Raw genomic sequence first — 13,353 nt, 5'->3', positions numbered from 1 at the left:
TCGCAGCGACCCATTCGGCGTTGCCACAAATACCAGCCGGAGTATATGGGCCAAGCGAAGAGCGTGCGATATCGGGGTTTGCCCTAGTGGCCTGTTAGGCTCAGATGCTGGGCGGGTCGACGTCGATGGCCCAGCGGATGACGGCGCGGTGTTCGGGTTGCGCGCGCAATTCGAGCAACCAAGGCCGCCAGGCGGCGAGGAAGGCTTGCAGCGCCCGGCGCGAGGCGCTCTCCACGAGCAACTGGGCGCGTTCGACGCGGGCGACGCGGGCGATCGTCTGGGGCACGGCGCCGTAGAGCGTCACGCCTGCGGCGTATTCGGGGATTTCGGCCTGCGCGCGTGCGGCCGCGGCGGTGAGGAAGGCTTGGGCGGCCTCTTGGCTTCGCGCCTCGGCGCGCAGCAGGGCCTGGTGGCCGAACGGCGGGAGCTGGGCGGCCTGCCGCTCGGCGAGTTCGCTCTCGGCGAAAGCGGGGTAGTCGTAGCGGCGCAGTGCCTCGAACAAGGGGTGCGCCGGGTGGAAGGTTTGCACCCACATCTCGCTCGGGGCGGGCTGGCCGAGTGGGCCGCTTTCCCCGGCACGCCCGGCGCGGCCTGCAGCCTGTACCAGTAGGGCAAACAGGCGCTCGGCGGCGCGAAAGTCGCTGGAGAACAGCGCCCCATCGGGGTTGACCGCGGCGACGAGTGTGATGCGGCGAAAGTCGTGCCCTTTGGCGACCATTTGCGTGCCAACGAGCACGTCGATTTGACCGGCATGGACCTGATCGAGTGCGGCTTCGAGCGCACCCTGGGCGCGGGTGCTGTCGGCGTCGATGCGCAGGATGCGCGGTGGCTGACCGTCGGGTCGGCGGACGTCGGCGAGCCGTTCGGCGAGATGCTCTTCCAGCCGTTCGGTGCCGCGACCCAAGGCCGCGATGTCGAGGTTGCCGCAGCTCGGGCACGCGCGAGGGACCCGCTGCGTGAAACCGCAATGGTGGCAGCGCAGCGTGCGGTCGATCTTGTGGAACACCTGGTGCGCGCTGCAGTGCGGGCAGTCGCTCTTCCAGCCGCAATCGGGGCAATGCAGCACGGGCGCGTAGCCGCGACGGTTGAGGAGCAGCAGCGACTGCTCGCCGCGACGCACCCGCTCGGCGATCGCTTCGACCAGCGGCGGCGAGAGCACGGCACCGCGCGGCTGGTGGCTCATGTCGATGCGGCGCACCTGCGCCTGCGGTGCGGCACCGATGCGCTCGGGCATGTCGATGCGGCGGTAGCGCCCGCCGGGCCGGCTGTGGTACCAGCTCTCGATCGAGGGCGTGGCCGAGCCCAAGATGACTTTGGCCTGCTCCAGTCGTCCGCGGTAGAGCGCGAGGTCGCGCGCCGAGTAGCGCGCACCTTCCTGTTGGCGGTAGCTCGGGTCGTGCTCTTCGTCGACCACGATCAGCCCCAGCCGCGGCAGCGACGCAAACACCGCAAGCCGGGTGCCCAGCACGATGCGCGCACGACCTTCGTGCGCGAGCAGCCAGGCGCGCAGCCGCTGTGCGGGCGTCATGGCGCTGTGCAGCGAAACGACCGCATCGTCTCCCCAGCGCGGGGCAAAGCGCGCGGAAAAGCGCGCTTCGAGCTGTGGCGTCAGGTTGATCTCCGGCACCAGGACCAGCGCTTGGGCCGAGGCATCGCGCTCGAGCAAGGCTTGCGCGGACCGAAGATAGACCTCGGTTTTGCCGCTGCCGGTGGCGCCAAACAGCAGAAACGGCCCCGGCTCGGCGTCAATTTGTGCCAGCGCCGCCTGCTGCTGTGCGCTCAACGGCGGCGGTTCCGAGTCGGCCGTCCCGCGGCGGGGGCTGGCTGCGGTCGTGTCGTGTGCGGCGGCGGCCCGGCGCCGCAGGCGCCGCTGAAGCTGTTCGGCATCGAGGCTGCGCAGCGCCGGCGGCAAGGCGGCCACGGCAACCTCGCCGAGCCCGCGCTGGTAATAACGCGCGGTGAATTCCACCAACTGCCGCCAAGCGGCGCTCAGCGGGGCGAGTCCTGAAAGATCGGCTGTGATCGAGCGTAAGGAGGCCGCGGGCACGTTGGCCGGCGGCTGGGCCGCGCAAGACCAGACCACCCCCAAAACCTCGGAGCGCCCCAGCGGCACGCGCACCAGCGTCCCGGGCGCGAGCGGGCGCTCGCAGGCGTAGCTCAACGGCCCGCTGATCGCGGTGTGCGCGGGGGAAGGCACCGCGACTTCGCACCAGCAACGGGCGGTCGGGTCGGGTTGGTTTGGCGCTGGCACTTCGTCAAAACTTTTCCAAACGATCGCTAAGTCCTTGAAGATGGGGGCGCGGGCGGGATGTCCACCGCTTCTGTGGATAACTTTGTTGAGAACATGTCCAAACCGCCGGCGAGGGCTTGAAAATCAAGGCTCTGATTGGCTTGCCCAGAAATTCGGCACGGCCATCGGCTATCGAAAAATCAAACACTTAGCGAATTTCATGGCCTATTGAGCCGCTTATTCGGCTCAGCCCCAAGAAGCGGCCTGGCCCACGTTTTTTTGTGCATAAGACGCGCCTGTCAAGCCCCTGAGACACGAAAAAGGGCGCGGAATGGGCTTGACAAGCGGGCTCACGCGCGCATGGCGCGGGAATGCGCATGCACGGTCTCGACGAGCGCGGTGACATGTTCCGGCGGCGTGTATTGGCTGATGCCGTGGCCGAGGTTGAAGATGTGCGTGGGGCCGCTGAGCTTGCGGTCCGTGTGCGGCGTGCCGAAACTTTCGAGCACGGCGCGGGCCTCCGCGGCGATGGCTTCGGGCGGGGCAAAGAGCACGTTGGGGTCGAGGTTGCCCTGCAGCGCCTTGCCGGGGCCGCCCACGCTGCCGCCGACGAGCGCGCGCGCGCGGCCGAGGTTGACCGTCCAGTCGAGGCCCAGCACGTCGCAGTCGAGCGTGTTCATGTCCTCCAGCCACAGCCCGCCGCCTTTGGTGAAGACGATGCGCGGCACCACCGCGCCGTCGGCGCCCACGCGCTTGAGCTGGCGCAGCACGCGCGCGGTGTAGGCCAGGCTGAAATCCTGGAACTTGCCGTCGGCCAGCACGCCGCCCCAGCTGTCGAACACCATCACCGCTTGCGCGCCCGCGTCGATCTGCGCGTTCAGATAGGCGGCCACGGCGTCGGCGTTGACCGCGAGCACGCGGTGCATGAGGTCCGGGCGCGCGTACATCAGCGTTTTGACCTGGCGGTAGTCGTCGCTGCCGCCGCCTTCGACCATGTAGCAGGCCAGCGTCCAGGGGCTGCCCGAAAAGCCGATCAGCGGAACCCGGCCGTTGAGCGCCCGGCGGATGCTGGTCACCGCATCGAACACATAGTGCAGCTTGTTCATATCCGGCACGGCTAGGCGGGCCACGTCGGCTTCGGTGCGCACGGTGTGGGCGAACTTTGGCCCTTCGCCCTGCTGGAACGACAACCCCAGGCCCATGGCGTCGGGCACGGTGAGGATGTCGGAAAACAAAATCGCCGCATCGAGCGCATACCGGTCCAGCGGCTGCAGCGTGACTTCGGTGGCGAAGTCCACATTCGTCGCCAGCCCCATGAACGAACCCGCCTTGGCCCGCGTGGCGCAGTATTCGGGCAGGTAGCGCCCGGCTTGGCGCATCAGCCACACCGGGGTGTAGTCGGTGGCCTGGCGCAGACAGGCGCGCAGGAAGGTGTCGTTCTGCAGGGGGGCAAAGCTCATGGGGGTGTCCGGTGCGGGGGCTTCAGAAAGAAGCGGCGATTATCCCGCGCGGACCTTGCGGGCCGGTTCGCGCTGGCTCAGGGATCAGGCGGGCAGGGTGAGCGTCGAAGCCAGCGCGTCCAGCGGGCTGGCCGTGCCGCCAGCCGCCACCTTCAGCACATGCGTGTAGATCATGGTGGTCGATACATCCGAATGCCCCAGCAGCTCCTGCACGGTGCGGATGTCGGTGCCTGCCTGCAGCAAGTGGGTGGCGAAAGAGTGGCGAAGGGTATGAACCGACACCGGCTTGTGAATGTGGGCTGCGGCGGCGGCGAGCTTGATGGCCCGCTGCAACCGCTCCTCATATAAGTGGTGTCGGCGCTGAGCCCCCGAGCGTGGATCAACCGACGGCTTGGCCGACGGAAAAACCCAGAACCAGCCCCAGCGCCGGCCCAGATCAGGGTACTTCACGGCCAGAGCGTCTGGAACCTCAACCCCCTCAGCTTGCGCCTTGCGATCGCTGGCCCACACCTCCCTGGCGGTTGCAACCTGCGCCATTAAGGCTTTCTCCAGGCTGCGCGGCAGCATCACCACCCGGTCCTTCCCTCCCTTGGCCTCGCGCACCACCAGCACATGGCGATCAAAGTCAAGGTCCTTCACCCGCAATCGCAAACCCTCCATCAGCCGCATGCCCGTTCCGTACAGCAACCGGGCCAGCAAACCCAGCTCGCCCTCCATGGCGCTCAACAGGGCCGACACTTCCGCCCGGGTCAGTACCGAAGGAATCCGCCGCGGCTGGGTGGGGCGCTGCAAATCGTTCATCCAGGGCAAGCTTTGCCCCAACACATCGCGGTACAGAAACAACAACGCGCTCAGGGCCTGGTTGTGGGTTGACACCGAGGCGCGCCGCTCGGTGGCCAGCATTTGCAGGAACGCCTGAACCTCGGCGCCGCCCATGTCGCGGGGATGTCGCATCGCCCCAGCGCGACCGTGCCAGCGAACAAAAAAGCGAATCCAGTACAGGTATGCCTCTTCGGTTTTGAGGCTATAGTGTTTGTACCGAATCACCTCGCGTACCCGATCCAGCAAGCGCGGTGACTGGGGAAGATAGGCGTCCGACGTCATGCAGCACCTCGGCTATGTATGTAAACACAGTACCACCGCCCGCACACTGGCGTCAAGCGCCGAACAAGGCAGTCCGTGTTGGGGTCGCTTACCTTGCGAGCCAGCTTATGCCGCAGTCTATTCTGGCTTTTCCAGATTAGGCGACGGCCTACATTACGTTAGGCCCTGTTTAAACCAGCACCTGGGTAACGCGACGCAAGGGTTTGCCAAATTTATAGAGCAGCGCAGGAGAGAGTAAATGTCTGATCAATTAGTTTGCACAAAATGTGGTCATGTTGGCCATTCAACGAGCGTTACGAAGGGAAGTTTTGCGATCGAGGTCCTGCTTTGGCTTTGCTTCCTATTTCCAGGACTTATTTACTCTCTTTGGCGCTTGACCACTCGGCACCAAGCATGTCCAGTTTGCGGCAACGCTGAACTTTTGCCCTCGTCCTCACCAATGGCTCAGAAGTTTCTTCGCGATAATCTACCCGAAAAACTCCATGTCACCAAGGCTGCGGAATTTCGGCCGCCGTCAAAGTCAGCCCACTCTTTCGGCCGGACCGTTGGGCGATTCGTTGGGAAGCTCTTTAATTAAAAATCCAGCTTAACCGTAAATTGGTTTAGGCTATGTCACCTGTCGCCAGCCTAACTGTAAGTTCAACGTGGACGCCAACAGCGGCCATGCCTTCGGCATTTTATTGGCCGCTGTTGGTACCCTGCGCCCCTGCGGGGCTCCGGCGCCAGTTAACTAATTCGTTAGGCGTCATTGAGATACGCGATGCGCAAGGGCTTGCCGACTTTTGCTCGAACTGTCGCTATCCAGCGGGTAAGAGAGCGGCTCATGCGCGACTCTTTCCCCCGAACTCAGATGGCGTTCATCGTCGCGCTGACGGGAGGCTTCGGCCTGCTTTCGTCCTTCGCCATGTTACAACTTGGCGTGGACTCAATGGCCATAAGGTATCCACTGGCGTTGACGCTGGCATACCTGTTCTTCCTGGTCCTCATTTGGCTCTGGCTCAGAACGAAGGCCGAGGACTATCTCGACACAGCTGAAGCCGTTGACCTGATACCGCGCCCCCGGATACCGTCCGGCGGCCACGAGTTCAAGAGTGGCGGGGGCGGGGACTTTGCAGGCGCGGGGGGCGGTGGCTCCTTCGAAGCTCCAATTGCGACACTACAGGAAGCCACGGAATCGCCGTTGAGTACGGTTGGTGAGTCAGTTAGTTCTGCGGCAGATGCCGACGAACTGGCCATCCCTCTCATCGCCGTTGCGCTGGCAGTCGGCATCGCGCTAGCGTCGCTCTACGTCATTTATGTTGCGCCTGTTCTCCTCGCAGAAGTCTTGGTGGACGGCGCGCTTTCATACGGCTTGTTTCGCCACCTCCGCGGCCAAGATACTCAGCACTGGCTCACAAGCACTATCCGGCGTACGGCGCTGCCCTTTTTAGTAACAGCGGTCTTCTTGTTAGTTGTTGGGGCGGCAATGGCTGCCTATGCCCCAGGGGCAAAGTCCGTTGGTCAATTCATCAAACATGCCAACGAAAAGAGCAATCCAAGATGACGCCTAACTTGGCGTTGCAGCCGACAGCCAACGGCTTGCCGCGTTTGGGCCTCCATTTCATTCTGGCCCAAACACGCCAAACCGTTGTCTGCGGCTGAACTTTACGTTATGCGGCAGAGGACAGTTCACCATGTACATGAAAGTGTTGGTCAGCCTTGCGCTTTGTGTGACGTTTACACCTTGGGCACAGGCGCAGGTTTATAAGTGCACATCTCCAGACGGAAAAGTTGCGTACCAGCAAACGCCGTGCCCATCGGAATCGATCCAGACAAGGCCACAAATTCAGAAAGCGCCGACCCTTACCGAACAAGAGCAGTTCAATGCCGCCGCTTATTCGGCTGGTATGACCCCTGAACAGGCGAGACAACTGCTCTCAGGCCAAACACAGCCAGTCACGCAGCATGTCCAACCACCCTCCAATATTAGCCAATCAAACCCGCAAGAGGAGCGGAGAAGGGCGCGTGATTGCAATCAGAGATACGATGAGCTGGCGAGGCAAGCTAGAGACACTTTCCGTAGTGCAAAAGCACAAGGGAATCTACGTCGCCACCTAGAACAAATCGAGAATGGTAGAACAAGCTGCTTATACGGATCGGCGGCTTCCGGTCAGATCCAGAACCAACAACCGCCGTCACGCAACGTAGGGCAGTGCCAAGGACAGTGCGCATCTGAACAGGGTATGTGCATTGCACAATGTAGTGGCAATGGACAGTGTATTGGTAGGTGCGCAGCGTCACATGGCCGTTGCGTCGCAGCCTGCTCTTATTAGGCAAGGCGCAGTCGCTAAGCCGCATAACAATTCATTCAAGCCGACGTCGCTTCGCGGCGCGGCTTAATTCAGGCGTTAGGCATATCATGTCGCGTGCTCGTCTTGTTCCCATTGGCCTGCTGGTTCTTACGGTCCTCCCTGTATCCGTTCTGTTGGTACCGTTAGTTCTGTTTGGGCTACCTTTCTGGATAGCAGGGATAGCGGATGTCATTGCGGGAAATTACGGCTTCAGTGAATTAACTGACTCGGCTCGCCCAGACGTAGCTCTAATGTTTATTTCTGCGCCATTAGGCCTAGTATCATTGATCTACCTTTGGATATTCTTGGTATTGGATATCAAGGGTAAGTCCCCACGAAATCGACGCAACTACACAATCGCACTCTCCCTAGGAATTCTCGCTGGAGTTCAGTTGCTTTTCGTGCAGTTTGGGATCTTATTCTTCCTAGCTCCCGCCACACTTTATGCGCTTTATAAGCTTCAGAAATCAAATCAGCATGATCCAGCTGCCTAACACTGCGCTCCAGCCGACCGGCTACAGCGGGCTTTGCCCGCTTCCACCGCCGGCTGAGCTTCGACGTTAGGGGGATCAATGGAGCAGGCTCTGACTACTTTGGGAACAGTCCTATTGATCTGCTCCTTCCTTTGGGCTTATTCATGGCTGGAGGTCTGGAGAGATCCAAGGAATGAACTGCAAGAGTTTTATATTCGCCACCCAAAATTTAGAAAGTTCGTATCCATCATGAATAGGTCATGGCTGCCAATCACATTCATTGGCTTGTCTCTAATTGCTAGTCCGCTTTTTGTTAGTTGAAATGCACGAATATAGTCATGGCCGAAAAACATAAGGATCACGCCCTAACCTTCCGCTCCAGCGGGACGCTCCGCCGGCAAGCCGGCTTCGCGCCCCTGAGCTTTGACGTTAGGCGCCTCATGCCCATCATCAGCAGATTGAAACGCCTCCTTCTCGTTCTGCTGCTCCTCGGCGGAGCGGCCATCGTGTTCGCGTTTGCGTTCTTCGTAGCCGTTGTAGGCTCGGCCATTGCCTTCAGCGGTTCAACCGGCACCGCCCATCAATCATTCTTGAATAGCCTGGCTCCTTTTGTCGGCTTTGCGGCGGGAGCTATAGCCTTTGGTGGGCTAGTCGCGATCCTGAACGCCGTCCTAGTTCCAAAAGGGGTTTGGGCAAAATCAATCGCGGCTTCCTCCGTCTTCGGCGGGCTTGCTGCTGCACTCAATCCAGCTATAGCCAAGGCGTTGCTTTCTCTCTTTCTTCCGGTACTTGGCTTCGTTGGAAAGGCCGTCCTTAGTAAGTGAAACAGGCGCCTAACCCTTCCATCGAGAGGGACGCCCAAAGGCTAGCGCCTTTGGTCGCCCCTCATGTCAAACGTTAGGCTTCATGTTGCCTGAGATGCCATTGGCGTGCTCCATGCGGCGTTAGGGAGGCGCTGATGGCGCACAGCGTGCGCATGGTGCGGGTGGTGGCCCGCGAGCAAGATCTGGTGGGCCGTTTGCGCGGCCAGCAGCTCGCGCTGTTTCTGATCGACGCCGCGCCCGGCCCGGTGCTGCAGCAGCGGCTTTCGCGGCTGATTGCGCTGGGGCTGATGCGCGACGCGCACAACCCGGCCGCGCAGCCGATCCGCTTTCGGCTCGCGGTGGGCCTGCGCAGCACCTACCCCGGCGCTTACGATGCGCTCGAGCGCGAGCTGCAGGCCCTGCTCGCGCCGCCACTGACACCGGGCCGCGCCGGCGCGGACAGCCAGCGCGCGCTGCGCTTCCTCAACCCCGAGGTGGTGGTGCGCCGGGTGGCGGCTTGAGACGTTGCAAGCGAATCCTTCACGCCCGGTTCATTCACCGCTTCTGAGCCGTCAGGGCGTGTCGCCTGGACGCACGGACCGGCGCGCCCACTCCACCTTCAGGCACTTGTCCTGCACCACGGCAAGCCCGGCGGCGCGGGCGCGCGCGGCGGCCTCGTCGTGCCGGATGCCCAGTTGCAGCCAGATTGCCGGGGCGCCGATGGCGATGGCTTCATCCACCACCGGGGGGACATCCTCCGACTGGCGAAAGACGTTGACCAGGTCGATGCGCGCATGCTCGGCCGCCTCGCGCAGTGAGGCATAGACCGGCTCGCCGAGGATGGTCTGGCCTGCGGCGACGGGGTTGACCGGCACGATGCGCCAACCCGAGGCTTGCATGACGCGCGCCACGTCATGGCTCTCGCGCGTGGGTTTGGGTGAGAGCCCGACCACCGCCACCGTGCGGCAGGTGTCGAGCAGCCGCGCGATCGTCTGCGCTTCGCGATCAAAGGGGGCATCGGTCGTCATGGGCGCTCCTTTTTTTGAAGATGAGAGGACCATTTTGTGCTGGCAATCGGCGCAAAACAGCACTGAAAATCGGGCTCGGCGGCCGCTGGGGATGCGGGGGCAGGGGGCGGGCCCGCTCACAACCGTCCCAAGGCCCCGCGCAGTTCATCGACCGAGATCAGTTCCGACAGCACCACGGGCGCCTGGCCCGGGGCGTGCAGGACGTAGACCGGCACGCCGTTGCGGCCCAGGCGGGCGAGTTCGGCGGTGATGGCGGGGTCGCGCCGGGTCCAGTCGGCGCGCAGCAGACGCACGTTCTTGGTCCGCAGGTCGGCGAGCACCGCAGGGTTCGCGAGCGTGGTTTTCTTGTTGTATTGGCAGGTCACGCACCAAGCGGCGGTGAAGTCCACGAACACGGCTTGGCCGCTGGCCACGATCGACTCGACCTTGCCCGGTGCCCAGGGCTCCCAGACCAGCGCGCCGTCGGCGGCCGCCGCGCTCGGCGTCGCCCCGGTGTCGCTGAGGCTGGTGGCCTCCATTTGCCCCACGCGCGGGCCGAAGGCGCTCGCCGTCCAGGCGAACAGCGCGAGCGCCACGGCGACGAGCGTCCAGCGCGCGCGGCCCTGCAGCGTGAACGCCCAAATGACGAAGGCGAGCGCCACCAGCAACGCCAGCAGCGCGCCGGCGCCGTCGATGCCGCTTTGCTGTCCCAAAACCCAGACCAGCCAGACGACGGTGGCAAACATCGGGAAGGCCATGAGGTGGCGGAAGGTGTCCATCCAGGCGCCAGGACGGGGCAGCGCGCGCGCGACCGCCGGCGAGAATGCGGCCACCAAATAGGGCAGCGCGAGGCCCAGCCCGATGGCTGCGAACACGGCCAGCGCCTGCACCCCGGGCAGTGCCACCGCAAAGCCGAGCGACGCGCCCATGAACGGCGCCGTGCATGGCGAGGCGACGGCCACTGCCAGCACGCCGGTGAGAAAGGCATCGGCGACCGGGTGGCGCGCATGCAGACTCGCGAGCGACGAGGGCAGCACGCTGCCGAACTCGAACAGCCCGGCGAGGTTGAGGCCGATCACGGTGAAGAGCGTTGCCAGAGCGGCGACCACCCAGGGGTTTTGCAACTGGAAGCCCCAACCCAGGCTCTCGCCCGCCGCACGCAGCGCCAGCAGCAGCGCGCCCAGCGCAACGAAGGACACGACCACGCCCACGGTGTAGGCCAGGCCGCTGATGCGGTGCGCGCGGCGGTCCTCGGCATGCTGCGCAAAGGCCAGCACCTTGATCGCGAGCACCGGAAACACGCAGGGCATGAGGTTGAGAATCAGCCCACCGAGGAACGCACCGAGCAGCGCGGCGACAAGCCCGATGTCCGCGCCGCCGCCGGGCGCTGCCGGGGCCGCGCCCGAAGCCGCATTCGCCGCGTTCGCTTGCAACGCCGCTTCGAGCGCCGGGGAGACGGTCGCCGCCGCGCGTGCGGCGGGCCAGCCGCCTTCGACGGTCGCGAGCACGCGCACGGCTTTGGGCGGCGCGCTGCGGCCTTCGCGCACACTCAGCACCAGCGGGAGCTGCTCGGGGCTGCTGCTGCGGTCTTTGGAGAGGGGCACCGCGGCTTCCCAGACCTCGCCGGCCCAGCGCTGGGTGGCTCGGGGGTGCTCGGTGCTCGCCGATTCGAGCACTTCCGGCGTTTCGGGAAACACATCGAGCGCTAGGCCGCGCCAAGCCTCGGGCAAACCGGCGATGCGCAGCTGCAGGCGCTCACCCTCGACCCGGGCTCGGGTGAGGGCGCGGCTGGACAGGTCGGTGGGCGCGGCGTCGAACGCGGCTTCGAACTCGGCGCCATGCAGCGCGACCGAGCCCTCAAGCGGCAGCGACAGCGCGAACTCGCCCTCTTGCGGAATGCACTCTTGTCGACAGACCAGCCAGCTCGCCTTCACCCGCACATCGAGCTTGCCGTTGGCCGGTGCTCGATAGTCGGCCGTGAAGCGCAGCGGTACGGGCAGCAGCACGGTGCCGTCGTAGCCGTAATTCACCAGCGGCGGCACGGGTAGCTTTTTGGGCGCGGGCCAGACGATCTCACCGGCTTGCACGCCCGGGGGCAGCGTCCATTCCAGCGTGGTCGGCAGGCCCGAGTCGCCGGGGTTTTTCCAGTAGGTGTGCCAATGCGGCTGGTGCACCAGTTTGAGGCCCAGCCACACCGGGTGGGCGGCGGCCTGGCCCGGATCGCGCGGCAGGCCTTGCGGCGCATGCGCGAGCAGTTCGGCGCGAACTTCGGGCGTGGTGACCACGCTTTTGGCAAGAATTTGCGCGAAGCCCGGCGTGAAATGGCACAACAGTGCTATTAAAAAAAGACCTACTCGTAGGGGGTGTGGCAACATGGTCAGGCTCTTGGGTGCTCGGGTTCAAGGGCGCGGGTCTTTGTTTTGTCCCGCGCGATGCCCTTCGGAGTGCGGGCGCGGGCGCAAGGTTCCCGTGCCGCTGTGGGCGGTCGATCACTATAGGGCAACGCTGAACCAGTCCCTTGCGCGCCATCGTGGAAACCGATTCAACGTCGCCATAGCGGCGATTGCACCCATCGGCTGCTGCGCGAATAATCCCCCAGGAACGGTTTTCTGTGCAGGAGAACCTCATGCCTAGCCTGGATGTTGCTTTGGTTCGCGCGCTCGAACCCTGGGCCGAACGGGTGCGCTCGCGCGCGCCGCTGCCCCTGTGCATTTGCTGGGGTGACGAGCCCTCGGCTGCGGTGTATTTGTGCGCGCCGCCGCACGAGCCCACGGTGCGGCTGACGCTGCGCAGCCCCAAGGCGCTGCCCGCGCTGCTTTCGCCCAGCCTTGAATCGCTGGGCGAGGCGTATGTCGAAGGCCACATCGACTTCGAGGGCTCGGTGTCCGAGATCATCGACACAGCCTGGCGGCTCGCCGAACTGGCCGCCGAAGAGGGTGCGGACTCAGCTGCTGCCGAAGCAGCCGTGCCCGCGCCCAGCGTGCTCGATCGGCTGATGCAGCGTATGGCGACCGCGTGGCAAGACCGGCAGCGCGCCCGCCACACGCCCGGGGCCGACCGGGCGGCCATCGAGTACCACTACGACGTCTCCAACGCGTTCTACGCGCGGTGGCTGGACCCGGCGATGGTTTATTCCTGTGCGTACTTCGAGACAGGCGAGGAAACCCTGGCCGAGGCGCAGCAGAAAAAGATCGACCACATCCTCACCAAGCTGCGGCTGGCGCCGGGGCACACGCTGCTCGACATCGGCTGCGGCTGGGGTGCCTTGGTGCTGCGCGCGGCCGAGCGCTTTGGCGCGCGTTGCGTGGGCATCACCCTGTCGCAAAACCAGTACGAGCTCGCGCGCGAGCGGGTGCGCGCGGCCGGGCTGGAAGACCGCGTGGAGATCCGGCTGCAGGACTACCGCGAGGTCGAGGGCCGCTTCGACCGCATCAGCAGCGTGGGCATGTTCGAGCATGTGGGCCTGGCCAACCTGCCGCAGTACTTCCGCCGCATCCACGACCTGCTGGCCGATGACGGCTGGGCGATGAACCACGGCATCACCAGCACCGACCCCGACGACGGCGAGACGCCCTACGGCGGCGGGCGCTTCATCGACCGCTACGTCTTTCCGCAGGGCGAGTTGCCGCACATCGGCACCGTGCTCACGACGATGCAGCGCGGCGGCCTCGAAGCCTTCGATGTCGAAAACCTGCGTCGGCACTATGCCCGCACGCTCGCGTGTTGGAGCGAGGCCTTCGAGGCCCGCGCCGAGGAGCTGCGCCGCATGGTGGACGAAAAGCGTTTTCGCATCTGGCGGGTCTACCTCGCGGGCTGTCGCTGGGCCTTCGAGCACGACCGCATCGCGCTCTATCAGGTGCTGTGCCGCCGCGCGGGCCGTCCCGCGCGCGAGCTGCCGTGGTCGCGGCGCTGGATGTACGCGCCGGCTTCGGGCTGACCCGCAAGA

10 protein-coding genes are annotated in these 13,353 nt (G+C 64.5%); 5 read left to right on the top strand and 5 right to left on the bottom strand.

From position 1 onward, the window contains the following. Positions 1-100 precede the first annotated feature (100 nt). The 3 genes from priA to EDC62_RS08745 form a co-directional block, all read right to left on the bottom strand. The gene (gene priA, locus EDC62_RS08755) at positions 101-2,197 is read right to left on the bottom strand and encodes a replication restart helicase PriA (RefSeq protein ID WP_245968816.1); all 2,097 of its coding nucleotides are present in this window, start codon (positions 2,195-2,197) and stop codon (positions 101-103) included. Between the two features lie 383 nt (positions 2,198-2,580). Continuing rightward, a complete protein-coding gene (gene hemE, locus EDC62_RS08750; protein WP_124222754.1) occupies positions 2,581-3,690 on the bottom strand; it encodes a uroporphyrinogen decarboxylase in 1,110 nt (369 codons plus the stop codon). An 84-nt stretch (positions 3,691-3,774) separates the two neighbouring features. Then, positions 3,775-4,794, bottom strand: a complete 1,020-nt coding sequence (locus tag EDC62_RS08745; protein WP_124222752.1) for an integron integrase — start codon at positions 4,792-4,794, stop codon at positions 3,775-3,777. 823 nt (positions 4,795-5,617) lie between these two features. On the opposite strand from EDC62_RS08745, the gene EDC62_RS08740 reads away from it, so the two are divergent. The 4 genes from EDC62_RS08740 to EDC62_RS08725 all read left to right on the top strand — a co-directional run bounded on the left by EDC62_RS08740 (position 5,618) and on the right by EDC62_RS08725 (position 8,921). Continuing rightward, positions 5,618-6,337, top strand: coding sequence for a hypothetical protein (locus tag EDC62_RS08740; protein ID WP_245968815.1), 720 nt, complete (start codon positions 5,618-5,620; stop codon positions 6,335-6,337). A 130-nt stretch (positions 6,338-6,467) separates the two neighbouring features. Beyond that, positions 6,468-7,106, top strand: a complete 639-nt coding sequence (locus EDC62_RS13310; RefSeq protein WP_124222747.1) for a DUF4124 domain-containing protein — start codon at positions 6,468-6,470, stop codon at positions 7,104-7,106. 931 nt (positions 7,107-8,037) lie between these two features. Then, positions 8,038-8,421, top strand: coding sequence for a hypothetical protein (locus EDC62_RS08730; protein WP_124222745.1), 384 nt, complete (start codon positions 8,038-8,040; stop codon positions 8,419-8,421). Positions 8,422-8,555: 134 nt separating this feature from the next. Continuing rightward, positions 8,556-8,921: a hypothetical protein gene (locus tag EDC62_RS08725; protein WP_124222744.1), complete on the top strand. Its 366-nt coding sequence runs from the start codon at positions 8,556-8,558 to the stop codon at positions 8,919-8,921. A gap of 51 nt (positions 8,922-8,972) precedes the next feature. Here EDC62_RS08725 and EDC62_RS08720 read toward each other — a convergent pair whose 3' ends face one another. Then, positions 8,973-9,428 carry a CoA-binding protein gene (locus EDC62_RS08720; RefSeq protein ID WP_124222741.1) on the bottom strand — a complete coding sequence of 152 codons (456 nt, stop codon included), beginning with the start codon at positions 9,426-9,428 and terminating at the stop codon, positions 8,973-8,975. A 116-nt stretch (positions 9,429-9,544) separates the two neighbouring features. After that, positions 9,545-11,782 (bottom strand): protein-disulfide reductase DsbD family protein, encoded by a 2,238-nt coding sequence (locus tag EDC62_RS08715; protein ID WP_124222739.1) that lies wholly within the window; start codon positions 11,780-11,782, stop codon positions 9,545-9,547. Positions 11,783-12,033: 251 nt separating this feature from the next. Here EDC62_RS08715 and EDC62_RS08710 point away from each other — a divergent pair, with 251 nt between their 5' ends. Next, a complete protein-coding gene (locus EDC62_RS08710) occupies positions 12,034-13,344 on the top strand; it encodes an SAM-dependent methyltransferase (RefSeq protein WP_124222737.1) in 1,311 nt (436 codons plus the stop codon). Positions 13,345-13,353 lie beyond the last annotated feature (9 nt).

The sequence above is a fragment of the Tibeticola sediminis genome (genome assembly GCF_003843835.1).
In the GTDB taxonomy this organism is placed as follows: domain Bacteria; phylum Pseudomonadota; class Gammaproteobacteria; order Burkholderiales; family Burkholderiaceae_C; genus Tibeticola; species Tibeticola sediminis.
Note: the sequence above shows the minus strand (reverse complement) of the source record. Positions and strands in the feature narration are given on the sequence as shown.